The 20,549-nt window shown below is 42.7% G+C and carries 22 protein-coding genes and 4 tRNA genes; 6 read left to right on the top strand and 20 right to left on the bottom strand.

What is annotated here, in order from left to right:
* Window positions 1-81: 81 nt before the first annotated feature.
* Together FTV28_RS00550 and rpoD are read right to left on the bottom strand one after the other, a co-directional pair.
* On the bottom strand, window positions 82-375 hold the full coding sequence (locus FTV28_RS00550) for a YbeD family protein (protein WP_004972250.1): 294 nt from the start codon (window positions 373-375) through the stop codon (window positions 82-84).
* 113 nt (window positions 376-488) lie between these two features.
* Entirely contained in the window at window positions 489-2,375 is a 1,887-nt protein-coding gene (gene rpoD, locus FTV28_RS00555; protein ID WP_004972247.1) for an RNA polymerase sigma factor RpoD, read from the bottom strand.
* 373 nt (window positions 2,376-2,748) lie between these two features.
* Here rpoD and FTV28_RS00560 point away from each other — a divergent pair, with 373 nt between their 5' ends.
* Window positions 2,749-2,958 carry a PA3496 family putative envelope integrity protein gene (locus FTV28_RS00560; RefSeq protein WP_004972246.1) on the top strand — a complete coding sequence of 70 codons (210 nt, stop codon included), beginning with the start codon at window positions 2,749-2,751 and terminating at the stop codon, window positions 2,956-2,958.
* 68 nt (window positions 2,959-3,026) lie between these two features.
* Entirely contained in the window at window positions 3,027-3,551 is a 525-nt protein-coding gene (locus tag FTV28_RS00565) for a YecA family protein (protein ID WP_004972244.1), read from the top strand.
* A gap of 105 nt (window positions 3,552-3,656) precedes the next feature.
* Here the strand turns inward: FTV28_RS00565 and FTV28_RS00570 are convergent, their stop codons facing one another.
* The 5 genes from FTV28_RS00570 to FTV28_RS00590 all read right to left on the bottom strand — a co-directional run bounded on the left by FTV28_RS00570 (window position 3,657) and on the right by FTV28_RS00590 (window position 7,142).
* The gene (locus FTV28_RS00570; RefSeq protein ID WP_096901027.1) at window positions 3,657-4,199 is read right to left on the bottom strand and encodes a hypothetical protein; all 543 of its coding nucleotides are present in this window, start codon (window positions 4,197-4,199) and stop codon (window positions 3,657-3,659) included.
* A 225-nt stretch (window positions 4,200-4,424) separates the two neighbouring features.
* A complete protein-coding gene (locus FTV28_RS00575; protein ID WP_004972241.1) occupies window positions 4,425-4,841 on the bottom strand; it encodes an ABZJ_00895 family protein in 417 nt (138 codons plus the stop codon).
* Window positions 4,842-4,889: 48 nt separating this feature from the next.
* Window positions 4,890-5,504: a DedA family protein gene (locus FTV28_RS00580; RefSeq protein WP_004972240.1), complete on the bottom strand. Its 615-nt coding sequence runs from the start codon at window positions 5,502-5,504 to the stop codon at window positions 4,890-4,892.
* A 75-nt stretch (window positions 5,505-5,579) separates the two neighbouring features.
* Entirely contained in the window at window positions 5,580-5,867 is a 288-nt protein-coding gene (locus FTV28_RS00585; RefSeq protein ID WP_179989234.1) for a hypothetical protein, read from the bottom strand.
* 342 nt (window positions 5,868-6,209) lie between these two features.
* On the bottom strand, window positions 6,210-7,142 hold the full coding sequence (locus FTV28_RS00590) for a rhodanese-related sulfurtransferase (RefSeq protein WP_004972236.1): 933 nt from the start codon (window positions 7,140-7,142) through the stop codon (window positions 6,210-6,212).
* A 218-nt stretch (window positions 7,143-7,360) separates the two neighbouring features.
* Between FTV28_RS00590 and FTV28_RS00595 the strand changes: the two genes are divergently transcribed.
* Window positions 7,361-7,846, top strand: a complete 486-nt coding sequence (locus FTV28_RS00595; protein WP_179989235.1) for a DUF1289 domain-containing protein — start codon at window positions 7,361-7,363, stop codon at window positions 7,844-7,846.
* 96 nt (window positions 7,847-7,942) lie between these two features.
* Here the strand turns inward: FTV28_RS00595 and panD are convergent, their stop codons facing one another.
* The 11 genes from panD to FTV28_RS00650 form a co-directional block, all read right to left on the bottom strand.
* A complete protein-coding gene (gene panD, locus FTV28_RS00600; protein ID WP_004972232.1) occupies window positions 7,943-8,323 on the bottom strand; it encodes an aspartate 1-decarboxylase in 381 nt (126 codons plus the stop codon).
* A 146-nt stretch (window positions 8,324-8,469) separates the two neighbouring features.
* Entirely contained in the window at window positions 8,470-9,051 is a 582-nt protein-coding gene (gene pth / locus FTV28_RS00605; protein ID WP_004972230.1) for an aminoacyl-tRNA hydrolase, read from the bottom strand.
* A gap of 18 nt (window positions 9,052-9,069) precedes the next feature.
* On the bottom strand, window positions 9,070-9,366 hold the full coding sequence (gene rplY, locus FTV28_RS00610) for a 50S ribosomal protein L25 (RefSeq protein ID WP_004972228.1): 297 nt from the start codon (window positions 9,364-9,366) through the stop codon (window positions 9,070-9,072).
* Between the two features lie 101 nt (window positions 9,367-9,467).
* Window positions 9,468-10,421 (bottom strand): ribose-phosphate pyrophosphokinase, encoded by a 954-nt coding sequence (locus FTV28_RS00615; RefSeq protein WP_004972226.1) that lies wholly within the window; start codon window positions 10,419-10,421, stop codon window positions 9,468-9,470.
* A gap of 36 nt (window positions 10,422-10,457) precedes the next feature.
* Window positions 10,458-10,532 (bottom strand) — tRNA-Gln (locus tag FTV28_RS00620).
* Between the two features lie 93 nt (window positions 10,533-10,625).
* Window positions 10,626-10,700 (bottom strand) — tRNA-Gln (locus FTV28_RS00625).
* A gap of 19 nt (window positions 10,701-10,719) precedes the next feature.
* Window positions 10,720-10,794: transfer RNA gene (locus tag FTV28_RS00630), tRNA-Gln, on the bottom strand.
* 27 nt (window positions 10,795-10,821) lie between these two features.
* Window positions 10,822-10,896 (bottom strand) — tRNA-Gln (locus tag FTV28_RS00635).
* Complete coding sequence (ispE, locus tag FTV28_RS00640) at window positions 10,895-11,725, bottom strand: 4-(cytidine 5'-diphospho)-2-C-methyl-D-erythritol kinase (protein ID WP_179989236.1); 831 nt, start codon at window positions 11,723-11,725, stop codon at window positions 10,895-10,897. Before ispE ends, FTV28_RS00635 begins: the two co-directional genes overlap by 2 nt.
* Window positions 11,726-11,744: 19 nt before the next feature.
* Window positions 11,745-12,323, bottom strand: coding sequence for a lipoprotein insertase outer membrane protein LolB (gene lolB, locus FTV28_RS00645; RefSeq protein ID WP_154320977.1), 579 nt, complete (start codon window positions 12,321-12,323; stop codon window positions 11,745-11,747).
* A gap of 8 nt (window positions 12,324-12,331) precedes the next feature.
* Complete coding sequence (locus tag FTV28_RS00650) at window positions 12,332-14,044, bottom strand: tetratricopeptide repeat protein (protein ID WP_179989237.1); 1,713 nt, start codon at window positions 14,042-14,044, stop codon at window positions 12,332-12,334.
* Between the two features lie 78 nt (window positions 14,045-14,122).
* Here FTV28_RS00650 and hemA point away from each other — a divergent pair, with 78 nt between their 5' ends.
* Window positions 14,123-15,397, top strand: coding sequence for a glutamyl-tRNA reductase (hemA, locus tag FTV28_RS00655; protein WP_154320975.1), 1,275 nt, complete (start codon window positions 14,123-14,125; stop codon window positions 15,395-15,397).
* 63 nt (window positions 15,398-15,460) lie between these two features.
* Here the strand turns inward: hemA and FTV28_RS00660 are convergent, their stop codons facing one another.
* Together FTV28_RS00660 and FTV28_RS00665 are read right to left on the bottom strand one after the other, a co-directional pair.
* Complete coding sequence (locus FTV28_RS00660; RefSeq protein WP_179989238.1) at window positions 15,461-17,425, bottom strand: DNA primase; 1,965 nt, start codon at window positions 17,423-17,425, stop codon at window positions 15,461-15,463.
* A 198-nt stretch (window positions 17,426-17,623) separates the two neighbouring features.
* Window positions 17,624-18,604 carry an outer membrane protein assembly factor BamD gene (locus tag FTV28_RS00665; protein WP_168418030.1) on the bottom strand — a complete coding sequence of 327 codons (981 nt, stop codon included), beginning with the start codon at window positions 18,602-18,604 and terminating at the stop codon, window positions 17,624-17,626.
* A 71-nt stretch (window positions 18,605-18,675) separates the two neighbouring features.
* On the opposite strand from FTV28_RS00665, the gene rluD reads away from it, so the two are divergent.
* Window positions 18,676-19,728 (top strand): 23S rRNA pseudouridine(1911/1915/1917) synthase RluD, encoded by a 1,053-nt coding sequence (rluD, locus tag FTV28_RS00670; protein ID WP_179989239.1) that lies wholly within the window; start codon window positions 18,676-18,678, stop codon window positions 19,726-19,728.
* A gap of 71 nt (window positions 19,729-19,799) precedes the next feature.
* Window positions 19,800-20,543, top strand: coding sequence for a peptidoglycan editing factor PgeF (gene pgeF / locus FTV28_RS00675; protein ID WP_179989240.1), 744 nt, complete (start codon window positions 19,800-19,802; stop codon window positions 20,541-20,543).
* Window positions 20,544-20,549: the final 6 nt, after the last annotated feature.

Raw genomic sequence — 20,549 nt, forward strand, 5'->3', positions numbered from 1 at the left:
TTGTGGATTGAATAAGATTTTGGCAGCGCAGAAACAAAAAACACGCCCGAAAGCGTGTTATTTGAAAATCAATCTACAAAATTACAATGCAGTTTTAATCAGTGGGCAAGCTGCCAAATCTGCATAAATGGCATGCACTTGTTCCAATTCTTCAAAACGCAATTGTGCTGTAATTGAATGATACTTGCCTGTGCGTGATGGGGTAATGCTGATGCTTTGTGCATCAAACTCAGGGAAGTGCTTCACTAAAATTTCAAGCACAGCAATACGCAGTTCATCACCCGCGTCACCAATGAGTTTAATTGGGTAATCCATTGGAAACACCCAAAGATGCTCTTGTAGTTCACGAGATGGGGTACGGTTGAATAACGTCATAAGCGTGTGTCTCTATCTCTATATCAAACGCCTGCATAGGGCAGGCGTTTTTTGTCTTGTTGAATAAATGAGGCTGAATTTAAAAATTTCAATAGCTCATTTATGCAGCAATCTTAGTCATTTTCCAAGAACGAGCGTAAGTGTTCAGAACGAGAAGGGTGACGAAGTTTACGTAAGGCTTTGGCTTCAATCTGACGGATACGTTCACGGGTCACATCAAACTGCTTCCCAACTTCTTCCAAAGTATGATCGGTTGGCATATCAATACCAAAACGCATTTTCAGAACTTTGGCTTCACGTTCAGTCAAGTTTTCAAGCACTTCACGGGTCGCTTCTTTTAAGCCTTCAGAGGTTGCCGCATCAACAGGTGAGGTGATGTTGCTGTCCTCAATGAAGTCACCCAAATGTGAATCTTCATCATCACCAATTGGCGTTTCCATAGAAATCGGCTCTTTGGCAATTTTCAGAACTTTACGAACTTTAACTTCATCCATTTCCAAGCGTTCGCCTAATTCTTCTGGAGTCGGTTCACGACCCATTTCCTGAAGCAATTGACGCGATACACGGTTGATCTTGTTAATGGTTTCGATCATGTGTACTGGAATACGAATGGTACGCGCTTGGTCGGCAATAGAACGGGTAATCGCCTGACGAATCCACCATGTTGCATAAGTCGAGAACTTATAACCACGACGGTATTCGAACTTGTCTACCGCTTTCATCAAGCCGATGTTACCTTCCTGAATCAAGTCTAGGAATTGTAAACCACGGTTGGTGTATTTTTTTGCAATCGAAATAACCAGACGCAAGTTGGCTTCAACCATTTCTTTTTTCGCACGACGGGCTTTGGCTTCGCCTACTGCCATACGCTTAGAAATTTCTTTGATGCCTTTAACATCTAAGCCTAACTCTTTTTCAATGTCGGCAATTTTTTGTTGGAACGCCAAAATATCTGGACGTACTTTTTCCAAATAGCCTTTTTGGTCGGCAGGTGCTTTGGCAATGTGCTCGTCTAACCAAGCAAAGTTAGATTCCTGACCTGGGAATGAGGTACGGAATTGAGTACGATCCATACGACCACGACGCACCGCATAACGCATCACTTCACGTTCAGCAGTACGAATTTGTTCATGTGTACCACGAATCATTTCCGAAATAATATCGAATAAACGTGGCGTAAATTTAAACATCATGAATACAGTCGCTAAAGCTTCTAAAGCCTCTTGAGCTTCGGCACTTTCACGACCATGTTTTTCAATGGCAGCAATTTTTGCAAGATAAGCCTGTTCCAATTCACCAAAACGCATTCTTGCAATTTCTGGGTCTGGACCTGAATCTGCTTCAGATTCTTCTTCGGCTTCAGCTTCTTCTTCCTCATCGTCATCATCAAGTTTGACGTCTTTGGTTGGTTTGTTGCTGGTGTCTTCTTCTTTGTCTAAATCGGCTTCGTCTTCTAAAACTTCTGGAATTTCTTCATCGGTTTCAGGGTCTAAATAACCTGATAAAATATCGGCAAGGCGACGTTCGCCTGCTTCATAATCTTTATATTCTTGCAGTACCACTTGCACTGCGTTTGGCCAGTAGGCAATCGAGTGAAGTACATCGCGAATCCCTTCTTCAATACGTTTCGCAATGCTAATTTCACCTTCACGCGTTAACAGCTCAACCGTACCCATTTCACGCATATACATACGCACAGGGTCTGTGGTGCGACCAGGCTCATTTTCTACAGAGGCAAGTACCGCTGCAGCTTCTTCTTCAGCAACTTCGTCGGCAGCTTCCGCATTATCCTCGAACATTGCATCATCAGATTCAGGCGCACGTTCATGCACAGGAATACCGACGTCTTGAAGCATTTGAATAATGTCTTCAATCTGCTCGCTTTCTGTGATTGAGTCCGGGAGATGATCGTTAACCTCAGCGTAAGTTAGGTAACCTTGCTCTTTGCCTCGGCTAATCAGAGCCGCTACTTGCGAAGTAGGGGAATTCATATCGCTCATCTTTGCTTACTCTTCGTTGAATCTGTGGCAGTGAAAAACCGTGCATGATAGCACAATTCGCTTTAAATAGGGGGTGAATTGATCAATCAAGCATGATTTTAAAATGATGTTTGAATGAAGAATGTGATAGGAATATGGGGCTTCATTACTGTTTTTCAAGTCAATTTCCTTTTTGCCCGCAAAATATTTTTATGATTGGGGCGAATCTCAAATAATGATACTAACTTGTTCATAAATACACAAATTTGCCGCAATGTTGCAAGCTGTCTATGTTGCAGTTTTTTGAAAAAAATAAATAAAACTTGACAATATTTATAAAGGCAGATAAATAGCGGCTAGACCCTTCACATTTTTTCATTCTGAGGTAGTTTTAGTGTCTTCTACAGATTTTGAACTAGATGATAACTACGGTGATGATGATGTTAATTTCGATGAGGCATCAAACAAAATAAGCGCGAAAGAATCTTTAGAAAAGCGCCGTTTGATTGATGATTTACTCGCACAACGTCGTTTGGAACGTGAGCTCAAAGATTTTGATTATGATTTTGACGATGACGACGATTTTGACGATGAAGATGACTAAAATCAGGTACTGTATCTGGCATTGAAAATGCTATGCTACACCCCTAAATTGACACCGATGGATTTGAAATGACTGCTTTAGATTTAGACCTGTTAAGTGAATATCTAGATGGTGACCAAAACGAGTATGGTCTAGACTTCGCTGCAACGCATGGTTTCTTGTGTGCCATTGCAGTTGGACCTCAATTTGACCCATGGTTAAATGAATTGTTTGAAGGCAACCAAAAGAAAGTGCCTGCTGAAATTATTGCGCAAATTCAGGCTTGGTTAGAAAGCATTCGCCAAAGTTTAGCCAATGAAGAAGGCATTGAGTTTCCATTTGAAATTGAAGAAGCAGAAGTTGATTCAAGTTTGGGTGATTGGAGCGTTGGCTTTGTCGATGCGATGTTCTTAAACGAAGAAGCATGGTTTACGCCTGAATTTGAAGAGCAATTGGTTGATTTAACTTTGCCAATGATGGTGTTTAGCGGCATTGATGAAGAAGATCCACAAATGGAATCTTTCCGTCGCAATGGTCAGTTAATGGACGAAATTGCAGAAGAAATTCCTGAAAACCTGAATGAATTATATTTGATGTACCACACGCCTGATTAATGGCTTGGTTTACATATTGTGTAATATGTAATCCTCATAAAAAAAACGCACTGCGCAAATCGCAGTGCGTTTTTTATTATGGCGCTTCAATGATCATGTTACCAATTAGCGTGTCGCACGATCCCAAGCATCTTTGACAGCAAATTTAGCTTGTTCCCACGTTAAGCGTGAACTGCCTTTAATTTGCTCCCATTTGCTTCTTAGATCGGGCTCAACATCTTCGAAACGTGTGTGCGTATCATAATGTGGGCGGTTTTCATAACCAATGCGATAGGCATTTTGATAGTCACGATCATAATCTAAATCATGATAATGGTTGCGTGTTTCTGTAAAGTAGGTTGTATTTAAGCTATTGGTACGCCAGTAAGCTTCTTCTTCGGTAGGGTTCACAACTTCTGCTGCACCTTTACCTGCCAAACCACCCACTACAGCGCCTACAGCACCACCGACCACAGCACCTACTGGACCACCCAGCGCACCTACTGTTGCACCAGTAGCCGCACCGCCAACAGCACCTAAACCAGTACCGACAGGGTGTGCACCAGGTTCTCCTGTAATTGGATCGGCATTTAAGCGATCACGTTCTTCTTTTGGTAAGTTCTTAACCACATCACGGTCAATTTTTTCATTGCGTTCAAAATCTGACATGCGAATCACCTTTTTATCTTTGTATGCGTTATAGCGTTCCTATATTCATAAATCGCTATGAATAGGCTTAATCTACGCTGCTACAATGTAGGCTTATAGCCTATTCAGAATGCATTTCAGTTACAGCGCATGTCAGACGTAAATTTATGTGTGATATATCAGCCTGATGTTGATTTTAAGTGTTTGATGTTGCGGTTCAGTGTGAAATACGTACTTTAGGTAAGCTTATAAGTACTTTTTTTGATAATAACGGTTCGCATACCAACCATAGGCAACATGAAAAACTGCACCATGAATCGCAATCAAACACAGCATCACCACCGCAGCCAGTGCTAGTCCTGCTTTATCTGCAGCTTTTAAAATGGCTTCTGCATTCGGATTCATCAGCACCAAGAAAAACACAAAGAAGCTACCAATAATAATTGCCACCGCACTTGAGCCCCAAACCAGTTGAATTTTTTCATCACTGCTCGGTAAGCGTTGTTCTTTTTTGACAAAATGTCCTGCGCTAATGAATGCTGCGGCAATTAATGCAGGGAGCAAGGTCAAGCCACCTAAGTTCAGACCAAAAATCAATACGGTAATGAGTAAGACCAGCGTAATACTGTAAACCGCAGCAAAAAATAATAAATATGGTTTCATGTCTGATTTTCCCCAAAAAATTGATTCAATTGCGCAGCAACACAAGCATTAGTCACGCATTTTACGGCGATGCCTACGGTATAAAATAATTGCGATGACTAAGAGCACCAAGCCTATAATGACATGGCTGACCTGACTGAAAATTTGCTGCATCAATTGTTGGTTTTCACCAAAATAATAACCCACGCAAGCTAAAAAAGTGGTCCAAATAATTGTGCCTAAACCACTATAAAACATAAATTTCCAAAATGGCATGTGGCTCATGCCTGCAGGAATACTGATGAGAGAACGAATAGCGGGAATCATGCGCCCAAAAAATACAATCCGATGTCCATATTGTTCAAACCAATGCAGGGAGTTTCGGACGTCTTGTTCTTTAATCCATAGATATTTACCGTAGCGATTGACCCAGTGGTAAATACTTTCATGTTTGCAGCGATAACCTACCCAATATAACACTGCCGCTGCGAACAACGAGCCGATACAGCCTGCAATGATGACACCCAATAGCAGTAATTGCCCTTGCGATGCAGAATAGCCTGCAGAGGGCATAATAATTTCAGAAGGAACGGGTGGAAAAACATTATCCAGAAACATTAACAGGGCAATACCAAGGTAGCCCAGTTGTTCCATAATGGAAATAATCCATTCAGTTAAGTTCATGCAAGTTGTGCTTTAGAAAAGTGCTTCTATCCTAAGCAGTATTGGACGAACAGTAAAGTCTTGCGCAATTTAGACTTAATCAAGCTCTGCATGGGTCAGGGTATAGATATATACACGTCTTAAGCTATATGCCACAAGTATAGGAATGGCACAGAGCAGGGCGTAATTCAAGAAATGCGCTTGTAGATGATAGCCAACAAATGCCGCAATAATACCGCCTAAAATTGCACCTAAAGCCACAATAAAAGTATGAGATTCATGTTCCAAACCATCTTGCATTGTTGTGCTATGCGTAGCAGTCACAGATTTTACAGGCGTAAAACGTAGTGTGTGCATTGAATTTGAAATTGTTGTTTTAGGCATAGCGTCACTCCTGATTGCGGCATATAAATTTAGGAATACATAACGATCCTTGAATTTTGGGTTATGGGAGATGTTGAGTTTGTGCTGAACATCTGCACCAATATAGCCACAGATTTTGTGGCTTATTTTGATTGAATGCTATCACCCAATCTGGGGATATTGCGCAATGCTTGGTAAACAAGCGTTGTATTTTTATGTTCTATGTAATCTTGCGTGAAGCATATATGTAGACATAAAAAATCCCCATACTGGATGAGGACTTTTTCAATATGATTAGAGTGGTCGATACAACATCAACATGGCTTTTGTTAGACCTTGTTGATGTGTATGAGCCTGTACGGATTACAGACGTTTACGTTTAGCTGCGGCAATTTGTGATTGGCGCATACGGAAACCTTCTTTTTGTTTCTCACTGGTTTTATCAATACAGTACACACAAGATACACCGTGTTCATAGCTTGGTAATTCAACTTCTTCAGGCAGTAATGGCCAACCGCAAGCATGACATTTGGTGTTTTGACCTTCTTGCATACCATGTGTCACCGCAGTACGGCCATCAAATACGAAACATTCACCTTCCCATAAGCTTTCATCGGCTGGTGTTTCTTCTAAGTATTTAAGTACGCCACCTTTTAAGTGATAAACCTCGGTAAAACCTTCTTGCAACAATAAAGAGGTCGATTTTTCACAACGAATCCCGCCTGTGCAGAACATCGCAATTTTTTTATCTTTATGCTGTTCTAGGTTTTGTTTCACATATTCTGGAAATTCACGGAAAGTTTCGGTTTTCGGGTCAATTGCGCCCTTAAACGTTCCTGCTTTGTATTCATAGTCATTACGGGTATCAATCAGAATGACATCGTCACGAGCAATCAGTTCATTCCATTCTTTCGGGTCTAGGTAGTGACCGACTAAATCACGTGGTTTTACTTCTACACCCAAAGTCACAATTTCTTTTTTCAGCTTGATTTTCATTTTACGGAATGGCTTTTCAGAGCTATGTGACTCTTTGTATTCCATTGCGGTAAAGCCTTCATCCAACAGAAATTGGTGAACTTGATCAATCGCGGCACGATCACCCGCTACAGTTCCATTAATGCCTTCACCTGCCACAATGAGAGTACCGCAAAGGTTGATTGAATTTACCAAATCTAATAAGCGTTGTTGAAGATCGGCAGGATCTGCAACTTCTTTGAATTGATAAAGTGCGGCAACAACCCAAGTCGTGGTCGCTGGCTGTTCTACAGGTGCAAGCTGTTCTACAGTAGCGTTCATGGAGTACTCCAATAGATGAAAGACAAAAATTTAAGGCGCATATTCTAACCTGCTTTGTGTGAATATGCGAGAAAACCGAGTGCGGTACATGGTTTTTAAAGCACGACACAACATTTTAAAAATGTAGCAGAACGGGGTATGATGCCACTCGTTTCAAAGAAGAATGTTGTGTTCATGTTGATGCGCCAACAGGTGTTGTTAAATATTGGAGTGTTGTGTTGAGTAAGGATCGTCAAATTGCCACTTTAACCCCGTGTGCAGGTCGTTGTTCTACGGTGTTTGGTGATGCTGTCTGTCGAGGTTGCCGTCGCTTTAACCATGAAGTGATTCAATGGAACAGTTATACGTCTGAACAACACACTGCCGTTTGGCGTCGTTTAGATGCACAGCTTGATCAGATTTTAGTGCCTATGTTGCCTTTTGCTGACTTGCGTCATGTCGAAGGGTTTATCCGCTCTAAGCGTGTGCGTTTACGCGATGATGCTTCAAAAGGGCGTAAGCTGTACCATGCACTGAAAATTTGTGAAAAAAATCGACATTTTACCGATGAAAGCGGCTTGGGCATTCACTACAAAGAAGTGCGACCTTTGTGGCAGGAGTTTGAACGTCGCGTGTTGGCGCTTGCAACCGCAAGTTATGATTTTGCATTTTTAAGGGCTGATGGTATTAGCCATAGCTTATTGCATAGCTTGCAAGATGATTAATTTGTAATTCTTGCGATTAAAGGCTAGAAAGACTTTTATTGAACCATAAAAAAACTCGCAAAATTTGCGAGTTTTTTTATTTTGTACAGGAATGGCTTAAGCCACTTGTACAGGAATACAGTTTGCAGTGTGACTCACGGTATTGTCTGGGTTTGCATAGACCAAACGTGGTTCGTGCGCATTGGCTTCTGCTTCAGTGAAGTCACCAAAGGTTGCAATAATAATAATATCGCCTACATCGGCTTGGTGTGCAGCACCACCATTGACTGAAATGATGCCTGAGTTGTCTTCACCACGAATTGCATAAGTTGTGAAGCGCTTACCATTGGTCACGTTCCATACGTGGATTTCTTCATATTCACGAATGCCAGCCAAATCCATGAGTGTTCCGTCAATTGCACATGAACCTTCGTAGTGAAGTTCTGCATGAGTTACAAAAGCACGGTGGATTTTGCATTTTAATAAACGAGATAGCATGGTGAGCGTCTCCTTAGTGGACCTAAGATTTTATCTTATGGTTGAATTCAAACACTGCTTGCTGGATGTCAGTTCCGAGCAGAAAGCGCATTTTGCTCTGAAAATTGCGACATGGCAAGTGTGATTGTTCAACAATTGTGGATTCATCAGTTCGGTTTATAGGCATTGATTTGATTCATGGCTTGTTGTACTTCGCCATTGACCAGTAACTTGATACGACCTAATGCATGTGCAAGTGCATCATCCATTAAAGTTTGCTCGCTACTTGGTGCTTTGCTCAGTACATGACCAGACACGCGTTCTTTTGAACCCGGATGCCCAATACCAATGCGTAAACGATGGAAGTTTGGACCTGTGTGCGGCACGATGTCACGTAAACCATTATGTCCACCATGACCACCACCCGTTTTTAGGCGAATGATCCCTGGGTTCATATCCAGTTCATCATGAGCAATCAGCATTGCTTCAGGTGCAATTTGATAGAATTTGGCGAAGGGAACAACACTTTGACCAGAACGATTCATAAAGGTTGTGGGTAATAACAGACGAACGTCTTGACCTTCGATATTACCACGTCCGCTGATCCCGTGAAATTTAGGATCGGCTTTTAATGTAATGCCATATTGATCTGCAAGGCGTTCTACAAACCAGAAGCCTGCATTATGGCGGGTTTGGGCATACTCTTTACCAGGGTTGCCCAAACCAACAATCAGTGAAATATTAGCCACTAATTATACCATGAACACTTATGCGCGTTTGAAGTCAGCGTGCATAGGTGTGTTTTTAGCAGGGTGACGTTGTAACGCTTGGATTTTCACGTTTTCAACTTTGTCGCCTACTTTGATTTCTACAACTTCTTCAAAGAAAGCATTGCTTTCTAAAGCTTTTACAAGCTCACGAAGTTCTAAAGTGATTGTTACAGGCTCAGCGTCGCCACCATAAATGATAGCTGGAACTAATGCAGCGTGACGAAGGCGGCGGCTCGCACCTTTCCCTTGGTTAGCTGCTTCACGCGCTTGAGCGTTTAATACGAAGTTTGCCATGATAGACATCCTTATTTTGAGTTTAAATAAACTAGATCTGCGACCAATCTAGTGATAGAAAACCCTGCCAATTGGCAGGGCTTTGAAAATTCAGCGCTCTATTATAGATAAGAATCGAACATTGCGCTAATAGATTCTTCGTTGTTAATACGACGAATTGTTTCTGCAACCATGCTCGCAACAGACACTTGACGAATTTTACCAAGTGCTTGAGCTTCTTCTGAAAGAGGAATGGTGTCTGTAACAACCAGTTCATCAATCACAGAATTTTTCAGGTTTTCAATCGCTTTGCCTGAAAGTACAGGGTGGGTAGCATAAGCAACAACGCGGCGAGCACCAAAAGTTTTAAGTGCATCGGCAGCTTTGCATAATGTACCTGCAGTATCCACCATGTCATCTACAATGACACAGTCACGATCTTTTACATCACCAATCAAATGCATCACTTGTGATTCATTCGCTTTTTGACGACGTTTATCGATAATTGCAAGATCGATATCACCCATTTGTTTTGCAACAGCGCGCGCACGAACCACACCACCAACGTCTGGTGAAACTACCATGAGATTGTCGTGTGACTGTTGACGCAGGTCAGCCAATAGCGCAGGCGTACCATAAATGTTGTCTACAGGGATGTCGAAGAAACCTTGAATTTGGTCTGCGTGCAAGTCAATCATCACTACACGGTCAATCCCTACAGTCGTTAGCATATCTGCAACCACTTTGGCTGTAATTGGAACACGTGTAGAACGAGGACGACGGTCTTGGCGGGCATAACCGAAGTAAGGAATAACGGCAGTAATACGACCAGCACTTGCACGACGCAAAGCATCAGCCATCACCAAGATTTCCATTAGGTTGTCATTGGTTGGCGCACAAGTAGGTTGTACGATAAATACGTCTTTACCACGGACATTCTCGGTAATCTCTACAGCAATCTCACCATCAGAGAAGGTAGAAACTGATGCAGCACCTAAAGGAATGTGCAAGTGGCTTACGACTTTTTGAGCGAATTGTGGATGCGCGGTTCCACTAAAAACGACAAGATTGGGCATGAAGCACCCTTGGCGGTTGGTGTATGTAGGAATAGATGGCAGGGGTAGCTGGATTCGAACCAACGGATGCCGATATCAAAAACCGGTGCCTTACCACTTGGCGATACCCCTAATGCGGCAGAACTTTAATATTTTTACGGCGTTCTGTCAAGGTAAATTAACAGTATAGCGCTAATATTGGGGGTTCTGTCTAATGCGAGAAAATGGCAGGGGTAGCTGGATTCGAACCAACGGATGCCGATATCAAAAACCGGTGCCTTACCACTTGGCGATACCCCTAGATTTGATCACTGTAAGATGGCAGGGGTAGCTGGATTCGAACCAACGGATGCCGATATCAAAAACCGGTGCCTTACCACTTGGCGATACCCCTAATACAGTAATCTACAGGTGAAAGAGATGGCAGGGGTAGCTGGATTCGAACCAACGGATGCCGATATCAAAAACCGGTGCCTTACCACTTGGCGATACCCCTATTGTACTGTGAAATGTCGTAATGGAGATTCATCTAGGCTATTCACGCAGTACGCGGTACATGGTGAGTTTGCCAAAATGTATTCAACATTCATTTCTGCAGTCACTTCAGTAAAAACACAAGCACCTGTACCTGTAAGCTTTGCTTGACCAAATTGGTCTAAATAACGCATTGCTTCATCGACTTCAGGATATAAACTTCGTGCCACAGGCTCAAAATTATTTCCAAAGTCAGATGGCTTTATCTGATAGCCGCAGAATTTAGTGGGCTTCGAGTTTCTTGTCAATGTTTTTTGTGAAAAAAGTAGTTGAGTGCTGATAAAACAGTCAGGTTTTAACACAATATATTGTTTCGGGGCTAAGTCTATGAATGTTAACCGTTCACCAATGCCTTCTGCCCATGCATTAAGCCCATGTACAAAAATGGGAACATCTGCACCTAGTTGCAAACCCAATTCCGCCAATTGGTCAATTTCTAAGCCACATTGCCACAGCTGATTGACCACAATTAGCGTGGTTGCCGCATTAGATGAGCCACCGCCAAGCCCTGCACCCATTGGGATGTGCTTTTCAATCGCAATATTTAACCCAGTCGCTTGTTTGGCGTATGGCTTTAAAATTTGCGTGGCCTTATAAATCAGGTTTTGCTCTAAATCGACACTATTTAAGCCCTGAATGTGAATATCAGTTGTGTCATTCACTTCAAATTCCAGCCAGTCATATAAATCAATCAATTGAAAAATACTTTGCAGTTCATGGTAGCCGTCTTCACGACGACCCGTAATGTGCAAAAACAGATTTAATTTGGCAGGTGAGGGTACACGAATCATGGCGAAACTTGGCAAGTGATTAACGATTTTGGATGAGCATTGTAATACGGTTTTCTTGCCCTGATTCAAGTGCTTGTTTCAAAATCAGACGGTTTGGCAAACTGGCACTGTCGTTATAGCTCAAATCGACCGTCCAACCATCTTCAATAAATTGAGTCGGGCGCTGTTGGGGGTCTTTTTGAATTTGGGCATTGACCGTTGCAGGTCGGGCTTGTACCCAATCGACCAAGTGGGTGATGGGCGCTTGCCAACCTGTGGCTTGTTCTAACAGTTCTTCAGGACTTTCGGCATAAATTATCCCTGTTTTGGCACTGTTGAGGGTGACTTGTCCTGGTTGTCCGCTAATTTGCGTTTTACCAACGCCCAAAATGCCGCTCAGTTCAATATCAAACTGCTGTTGCTGCTGTACCCAAGTAAAAAAGGCACTGCCAGATTGCTGCGGAGTGCGCACACCAATTTTGCCTTGTAGGTTAAACTGATTTTCGGCTTCAACTTGCTGTGAAACATGGGCAGGAGATTGCACAAAAGGCTGACAACCTGTGATGAACAGACTGGTACTGACAAACAGGGTAAGACCTAATTTTGAGAATAAACGCATAAAATCACTTAACTCTTTTTAACGGGCTGCGCTAACAATAGCGAATTTAATTGTTGCAATTGCGGATCATTCGGATGATTTTGTTGTAATTGTTGTAACACTTGGCTGAATTTTTGAATATCTCCTTGCATATACAACGATTTTGCATAACGTGAGCCAATCGCGGCACTATGACTCAGCGCGTAGGCTTTTTCCAAAGCCTGTGCCGAAGCAGTGTAGTCATTTTGCAAATAGCTGACATAACCTAAAGTATCTAAAATAGAGGCTTGTTCAGGTGCAAACTCAAGTGCTTGCTCTACATAGCGACGCGCTTCATCCAAACGACGATTTTGCAGTGCAAGAGTATAGGCGTAGGCATTTAAATAGGTTGGGCTGTTCGGCTCAATTTCCAGTAACTTGGTGAGCAGTTGATCCAGTTTGTCTTTTTCCTGATGTGCATCCAATAGTAAGACTTCTGAATAGATCAGGTCAGGATCATCGGGCAGGTTTTTGATGGCTTCATCTAACAAACGCAGTGCTGCTTTTTTATTATCCATACGTTTTAAAATATCGGCCTGTGCCTGATATAAAAAACTGGCGTGCTGCGGATAGTTGACCCGTTCCTGCGTTAAAAAGCGCAGAGCATCGTTCAGTTTATCTTGCTGGGCAAAAATACTGATCATGTTGCGACGTGAAACCGTATAGAGGCTACCATCGACCAAACGATAATAGGCTTTGGCTGTTTCAAAGTGCTGTTTACGCTCGGCATTGACTGCCAAATAGAAATAGGCTTCGTTTTGATATTGGGCTGAATAGCGCAACTCTACTAAATATTTTTCGGCTTTTTCGTATTGTTTCAAGTCAATACTGGTCAAACCTGCAATAAATAAGGCTTCATCTTCCGTAGGCCATTTTTTTAAAATAGCTTCTAGCTTTGTTAGCGCCAAAGTTGCTTCATTTTTTTTGACCAAATATTTGGCTTCGGCTAAACGGACTTCAAAATTATTTTTGTGTTTACGGCTGGATTTTGCATACCAAGCTGCCGTTTCTTCTTCATTGCCAAGTACGCTCAACAAATTGGCTTTCATTAAAATATAGCCAGTGACTTTCGGGCGTTTGCGCAACGCTCTGTTAATGGTGTCGAGCGCGGCTTGATATTGTCCATTTTGCGCTTTTAAACCTGCAATCAATACCAAAATAGATGGATTGTCTTTGGCTTTGCTGGTGCGCAGGGCTTGAATCAGAAATTCACGGTCTTCTACAGATTCAGGGGAAATTCCCGCCAAAATTTGTTCTAAGTCAGCCGTGGCATCAATATTTAGAATTTTATCTAAGGTTTCTGCAGCCAAGTCATATTCATGCGCTTTGAGTGCAATGTGCGCCAAATAAAACAGTGCAGGGACATCGGATGGTTCTTGTACCACCCAATGTGTTGCAATATCTAATGCGGCACGTAGGTCATTTTGTTCAATGGCAATATTCAGGGCGCGTTGTTTAATGGAAGTCGAATTGTTCTTAATTGCCAAGACCGTGTAGTTGTGTAATGCAGTTGGAATATCGCCATAAGCCAAGGCAAATTCTGCCACCATGGTTTGTTTTACCGCATTATAATTTGAATTTGCATGATAAATTTCTTCAGATGCTCTAAGATGAGCAACTGAAGCCATGCTACCGACCAGTAAGAATGTGGTAGAATATTGCTTAATTGTCGCGCCGTATGGTCGGCTATTTGTTTGACGCAATTTTTCTTGATCCAAGTAATGCTTTTTATGACACCGTTATTGCACAATAGCATAAATTTAGCGAAATGATGATCTGATATGTCTTTCTTTGCATTGGGTGTCAACCATCAAACCGCCTCTGTAGAGTTGCGCGAGCAAATTGCATTTAACCCAGAAAAGTTAAGTGCCTTACTTGCTGAGCAAAGCCAACATCCCGAACTGAATGATTTGGTGGTGGTGTCTACCTGCAACCGTACCGAAGTCTACGCCATGTCTGAACATCCAGAACAGGTGTTGGATTGGCTTGCACACGTCAATGGTATTGATGCGAAGCAATTGAGTCGTCATGTTTATCGTTATGAAAATGCACAGGCGGTGTCGCATTTAATGCGCGTAGCCAGTGGGCTAGATTCACTCATGTTGGGTGAGCCGCAAATTTTAGGTCAGGTCAAAACTGCGCTGTCTTTAGCCAAAGACTCACATACGGTTTCGCAACAACTCAACCGAATTTTTGAATATGCGTTTTATGCTGCCAAACGGGTACGTTCAGAAACTGCCGTAGGCAGCCATGCTGTGTCGATGGGTTATGCGGTAGCGCAACTGGCGTTACAAGTATTTAGCCATCCTGAAAAACTAACCGTGATGGTGGTGGCAGCAGGCGAAATGAATAGCCTTGTAGCGAAGCATTTAGCTGAGATGGGCGTCGCTAAAATTTTAATTTGTAACCGTACCCGCGCCCGCGCCGAAACTTTGGCACAAGAAATTGCGCATCGGGTTGAAGTTGAAATTATTGAATTTGATCGGTTAGCAGCCAATTTACACCGCGCTGATGTAATTTCAAGCTGTACGGGTAGTTTGCATCAGGTGATTGCTTATCCTGAAGTGAAAGCAGCGTTAAAGAAACGTCGCTATCAGCAAATGTTGTTGGTCGATTTGGCCGTACCACGTGATATTGATCCTAAAATTGAAAATTTGGATGGCGTGTATTTGTACGGGGTCGATGACCTGCAAAGCGTGATTGATGAAAACTTGGCGCAGCGTCGTCAGGCGGCTGTGGAAGCAGAGCTAATGGTCAATCAGCTTGTGACTGAGTTGGTGACCCATCAAAAAGTTCAGCAAGCAGGTGCGACCATTCATGCTTACCGTGAACATGGCGAAAGCTTGCGTCAGGAAGAATTAAATTTGGCGATGGCGCGTATTGCCAAAGGTGAAGATGCTGCACAAGTTATGCAAGAATTTTCCTATCGTTTAACCCAAAAACTGCTGCATCCAACTTCTATTTTATTGCGTGAAGCAGCCAAAGGTGATGAGCCTGAATGTTTTGAGTTTATGCAGGAAAATTTAGCAGCGACTGCCAAACATCGTCGCAAATAAGCAAGATTAACGTGATTCACAAAAAAGATTTTTGATGATACAAACTTAATCTAATCAGATCGCTTATTCCTCTAACAAGGTCAGCGATCTTTTTTTATCAATTTCATAAATTTGATGTTTCAAGCGCTTCATTTCTTCAATGCTGCTGAATTTTTTGGAGCGAATTTTTTGCTGTAAGCAGTCGTATTGCAATTTGGTCGAAAAATCCTGCGCCAATTTATCGACGTGTTCAGGAGAAGTCGTGTAATCACTGACATTAGCTTGTTGCAAAATACGTTGTAACTCAAAATGATAGGCTGCACATGCACCTAAAATATAATATTTAGCCTGTTCTGGATCATCCGGTAAGTCATCAAAAATAATATTTAAAATATTTAAAATTTGATGCAGTAAGTGATCACTCGGAATCAGTGCACGTAAAGGCTCGAAGTGAATATATAAATACGGATGATTGATCAAAATCGCAATCACATATTCTTCGGCATCGACTTTGGTGCTAAAACTTAGGGATGCATCATTATTGGTCTGTGCCTGCCATTTACGGTTAAAGCCTAACTTTTCACGGAAAAACTGTTGCAGCAAATAGCGATAAGAACCCGTTTTGGGCAAAAGTTCGGTCAACTGCCGCAGTTCACCCATGACCTGACTTTTGCCTTCAGGGGTACTGATATTATGGTTTTGGGTGAGATGCGCAAAGACAAAATCTGATAGCAAAGGTGCTTGATCTAATAAACGTCGGAAATTTTCGATGCCTTCACGACGAATAAGTGAGTCAGGGTCGTGCTCATTGGGTAAAACAAAGAACTTCAGTTCACGTCCATCATTGAGCAAAGGCAGTGCAATTTCCAGTGTACGACGTGCGGCTTTTTGACCTGCGGCATCGCCATCAAACGCGATGGTAATGCGGTTGTTTTGGCGGAATAGAATGTTTAAATGATCGGTATTACTGGCTGTACCGAGTGTCGCTACAGCACCATGAATGCCGTATTGCTGCAAGGCAATCACATCCATATAGCCTTCGACCATTAAATAATCTTGGGCTTTTTGTTTGCGGCCTTCATATAAACCATAGAGCAATTGGTTTTTATGAAAGACTTCCGAGTCGGGCGAGTTAATGTATTTGGGCTTGATTTCATCATTGAGTGCACGGCCACCAAAACCGACTACACGACCTTTGCTGTCACGGATTGGGAAAATCACCCGATCACGTAATAAATCGAAGTCACGTCCCTTGTCACTGGTACGAATCAAGCCCAGAAGCTTTAAGCCTGCAATGTCTTGTGGAAAGGCTTTTTCCAAATGTTGCCAGTCTTCAGGTGCATAGCCCAAACGCCAGAATTGCAGGGTCTGTGCAGTTAAACCACGTTTTTGGAAATACTGTTGTGCAGCAGGGCTATGCGGTAATTGCTGCTCATAATATTGAGCCACGTTTTCGAGCAAGTCGTATAAGTTACCTTCCTGCGCAGGTGTTTCCTGTATGGCGTCCCATTGTTCAAAACCTGCAAACGGGTCTGTACTGTTCTGAAATTCAGAACTTGAGTATTCAGTGCTTTGAAACTCGGCAAAAGGATCAAAGTCGATTCCCACACTCGTGTCAGCATCATTAGCATGTTCGTTTGTTGCAGTTGGAGCCGCAGCAGTTTCCTGCTGATCTTTTACAGGCGGTTTTGGCTTTGTAATTGTTGCTGGCTTTTTGGCTTCACGTTTATAGGAGAGTTTTTTGCTGTCGTGCTGATCTTTCGGGAGTTCGATGCCTGTTTGACTGGCTAAGTCTTTCATGACATCTACAAAATTTCGGTTATCAATATCCATTAAAAAACGGATGGCGTTACCGTTGGCCTGACAACCAAAGCAATGATAGTACTGCTTGTCACGGTAGACGTGAAAAGACGGTGTTTTTTCCTGATGGAATGGGCAACAGCCCGAATAGGTACGACCTGTTTTTTTTAGTTTCACGCGCTGACCAATCAGATCGACAATATCAGTGCGATCTAGAATTTGATCAATCGTGTGTTGTGGAATGGCCATACGTTTTGGTCTTTTATCTCTTAATTGGTTTGAAAGCAGTTTTTGCCGAACAGGTCGAAAACTGAAGTCAGTGCTAGCAGAATTATTCTCTTTTGTAGCTGTTTCTGCTGTTTGAAACAAGCCCTAGTCAAACAAAAGGCAAGTATCATAACTTGCCTTTGGTATTTTTCAATATTGTTCAATTAGCTTGAGCTTATTCTATTCAGCACTATCGTTTTGAGACTTAGGACGATCTAACAAACCAAAACTTAAACGGTTGGTTAAGCTGCGTGATGGTGCTGCTTGTGTATTGGCCTCGGATTGCTGTGCTTCGGTACTGCTTTTTGCTTCACGTCCAAAAATACCCAAAGTGGCACGGTTAATCCAGCTTGCATCGTGGCGGGCAGCACGCAAGTTCACGCTACCATCAGCTTTGACTAGGTTTGGATAGTTCAGTTTCAACACATCAATATATTGTTGTGCTGTTGCCTGATCACCCAATTTGCCATAACCATAAGCAACGGTTGCCAAAGCTTCAGGAATTTGTGGCGTTTGTGGATAGTGTTCAATCACCCACAAAGAACGCTCAACTGCAGCGACCCATGCTTTACGTTTAATGTTGTAACGTGCTGCATTCATTTCAGCTTCAGCCAGTTCTTGACCAATAAACTGCATACGCTGTGCAGCATCTACCGCATAAGTACTTGAAGGATAGCGACGAATAAAATCAACAAAGTTTTGATAAGCCACTTTTAAATAGCTGACATCACGGTGCGATTGCTTGAGTGAGGTATAGCGCAACAAACCATCATAGTTTTGTTCCATATTCGCCACGCCACGCACATAGTAGGCATAATCGGCTTTAGGATGCTGCGGGTTCATGCGGATAAAACGATCTGCAACTGCAATTGCACCTTCATAATCTTTTTGCTGGAATTTTGCATACAATAATTCAAGCTGCGCCTGCTGCGCATAATCACCTGTTGGGTAATATGTTTCTAAAGCTTCAAGATGCTTCACCGCATCGGTATATTGACCACGATCCAGTGCTTTTTCTGCTTTTTCAATATAAACCTGTTCGCTAGACTGCGGACCAGTATCGACCACTTCTTTTTTTGGATTGCTGCTACAGCCCACAATTGCAGACGCAACGCCGAGTGAAAGAGCAAGCATTGTTATTTTATAACGTGGTAGCGACATAAAAATTCCTCTGTTAATACGGGCAATGAGCTACAATTGCGCTATTAAACCACTTTTGTCTGAATGAGCAAATGAGTCAAGCACAATCTACCCATTCCAATTTACCTGAAACTGAGTTCAATTTACTTGAAGATGCTGAGGATGCAGATAACCATACTTCAGACTCAACTGCAACACGTTTATCGTTGCAATTTCAATTGGATGACAGCCATTTGGGACTACGTATCGATCAGGTTGCCGCGATCATTTGGAGTGAATTTTCACGTGAAAAGCTAAAACAGTGGCTGAAAGACGGTCATTTGTTGGTAAATGGTAACACGGTCAAACCTAAATATAAGTGCGAAGGCGATGAGCTTTTGACTTTAGAGGTGGAGCTTGAAGCGCAAACCCGTAGTCTGCCTGAAGATATTCCACTCGATATTATTTATGAAGATGATGACATCATTGTGATCAATAAGCCTGTGGGCATGGTGGTGCATCCTGGAGCTGGTAATAGCTCAGGAACTTTGGTGAATGCCTTGCTGCATCATTATCCTAAATCTGCCGAATTGACCCGTGCAGGCTTGGTGCATCGTATTGATAAAGACACTTCAGGCTTGTTGGTCGTAGCGAAGAACTTAGAATCACAGTTTGCTTTAACCAAACAACTGGCGAAGAAATCAGTTTATCGTTTATACGACTTGGTGGTGTATGGCAACATGATTGCAGGCGGCACGGTTGATGAACCGATTAAACGCCATCCTGTAGATCGAGTGAAAATGGCTGTTTTGCCGGGCGGCAAAGACGCCGTCACACATTACAATGTTAAAGAACGCTTTCAGCATTTCACTCGTGTTCAGGCGCGTTTGGAAACTGGACGTACTCATCAAATTCGTGTGCATCTAAGTTATATTGGTTATGGTTTGGTTGGCGATCCTGTTTATACGCCACGTGTACGTGTGCCAGCAGGCGCATCGGCATTATTAAACGATACCTTGCGTAACTTTAAACGTCAGGCCTTACATGCCGTCAAACTCGGTTTGGTGCATCCACGTACTCAAGAAGAAATGATGTTTGAAGCGCCGTGGCCTGAAGACTTTAAACAATTGGTAGACGTGTTACGCAGTGAAAATGCGGCCTACTAATTGTTGCATAGACAGCATTAACAAGATCAACTCAGATACGGCAATGCCAGAAAACGACTAAGGATAGATTTATGCAATTTGTTCAAGGATTACCTGCAGGTGTGTATGTTGGGCAAACCCGCATACAACATGTGCAAGCTTTAGCGACAGACTGTGCCGATGTATCTGGTTTTAATCTGGCGCTGCATGTGCAGGATGATGCATGGCGTGTGCAGCAGCATCGTATGAGTTTACTGGCAGAGTTTGCTGAATATGGGGTCGATAAAATGACGTGGATGACGCAAACACATAGCGTGTTGTGTCAGACCATTAATGAGCAAATCACTTGTGAAGCTTTAGAAGGCGATGGTTTGGTCACTCAGCGTAAAGCGCATGCTTTAATGATGATGACCGCAGACTGTTTACCTGTGGTTTTGGGCAATGCCGAAGGCACTGAGGTTGCGAATCTGCATGCAGGCTGGCGTGGTCTTGCCAACGGTATTATCGAAAACACCATCGCCGAAATGCAAAGTGCTCCAACATGGGCGTGGTTGGGTGCGGCTATTAGTCAGCCGTGTTTTGAAGTTGGGGCTGAGGTGAAACAGGCATTTTGCGATAAATATCCTGAATTAGACACGGCTTTTATTGCAGGGCAGCAGCAAGGTAAATATCTTGCTGACTTGTATGCGATCGCGCGTTTTATTTTGCAGCAGCATGGTGTTACAACGGTCTTGGGCGGTGATCAGTGCTCGTATCAACAAGCCGATGATTACTATTCTTACCGCCGTCAAGCACGTACAGGACGTATGGCAACATTCGTGTTTATGCAGGCTTAGTGTTAA

Origin of the sequence: Acinetobacter sp. YH12252 (assembly GCF_013417365.1) — a bacterium.
GTDB lineage: Bacteria > Pseudomonadota > Gammaproteobacteria > Pseudomonadales > Moraxellaceae > Acinetobacter > Acinetobacter towneri.

Bases quoted from the DNA above. Each gene is read 5' to 3' on its own strand.
- rpoD (WP_004972247.1), bottom strand. From the start codon at position 2,375: ATGAGCGATATGAATTCCCCTACTTCGCAAGTAGCGGCTCTGATTAGC.
- FTV28_RS00580 (WP_004972240.1), bottom strand. From the start codon at position 5,504: ATGAACTTAACTGAATGGATTATTTCCATTATGGAACAACTGGGCTAC.
- pgeF (WP_179989240.1), top strand. From the start codon at position 19,800: ATGCAATTTGTTCAAGGATTACCTGCAGGTGTGTATGTTGGGCAAACC.
- lolB (WP_154320977.1), bottom strand. From the start codon at position 12,323: ATGCGTTTATTCTCAAAATTAGGTCTTACCCTGTTTGTCAGTACCAGT.
- FTV28_RS00585 (WP_179989234.1), bottom strand. From the start codon at position 5,867: ATGCCTAAAACAACAATTTCAAATTCAATGCACACACTACGTTTTACG.
- FTV28_RS00550 (WP_004972250.1), bottom strand. From the start codon at position 375: ATGACGTTATTCAACCGTACCCCATCTCGTGAACTACAAGAGCATCTT.
- FTV28_RS00575 (WP_004972241.1), bottom strand. From the start codon at position 4,841: ATGAAACCATATTTATTATTTTTTGCTGCGGTTTACAGTATTACGCTG.
- rluD (WP_179989239.1), top strand. From the start codon at position 18,676: ATGAGTCAAGCACAATCTACCCATTCCAATTTACCTGAAACTGAGTTC.
- ispE (WP_179989236.1), bottom strand. From the start codon at position 11,725: ATGATTCGTGTACCCTCACCTGCCAAATTAAATCTGTTTTTGCACATT.
- FTV28_RS00590 (WP_004972236.1), bottom strand. From the start codon at position 7,142: ATGAACGCTACTGTAGAACAGCTTGCACCTGTAGAACAGCCAGCGACC.
- FTV28_RS00660 (WP_179989238.1), bottom strand. From the start codon at position 17,425: ATGGCCATTCCACAACACACGATTGATCAAATTCTAGATCGCACTGAT.
- FTV28_RS00565 (WP_004972244.1), top strand. From the start codon at position 3,027: ATGACTGCTTTAGATTTAGACCTGTTAAGTGAATATCTAGATGGTGAC.
- rplY (WP_004972228.1), bottom strand. From the start codon at position 9,366: ATGGCAAACTTCGTATTAAACGCTCAAGCGCGTGAAGCAGCTAACCAA.
- FTV28_RS00570 (WP_096901027.1), bottom strand. From the start codon at position 4,199: ATGTCAGATTTTGAACGCAATGAAAAAATTGACCGTGATGTGGTTAAG.
- hemA (WP_154320975.1), top strand. From the start codon at position 14,123: ATGTCTTTCTTTGCATTGGGTGTCAACCATCAAACCGCCTCTGTAGAG.
- FTV28_RS00665 (WP_168418030.1), bottom strand. From the start codon at position 18,604: ATGTCGCTACCACGTTATAAAATAACAATGCTTGCTCTTTCACTCGGC.
- FTV28_RS00615 (WP_004972226.1), bottom strand. From the start codon at position 10,421: ATGCCCAATCTTGTCGTTTTTAGTGGAACCGCGCATCCACAATTCGCT.
- panD (WP_004972232.1), bottom strand. From the start codon at position 8,323: ATGCTATCTCGTTTATTAAAATGCAAAATCCACCGTGCTTTTGTAACT.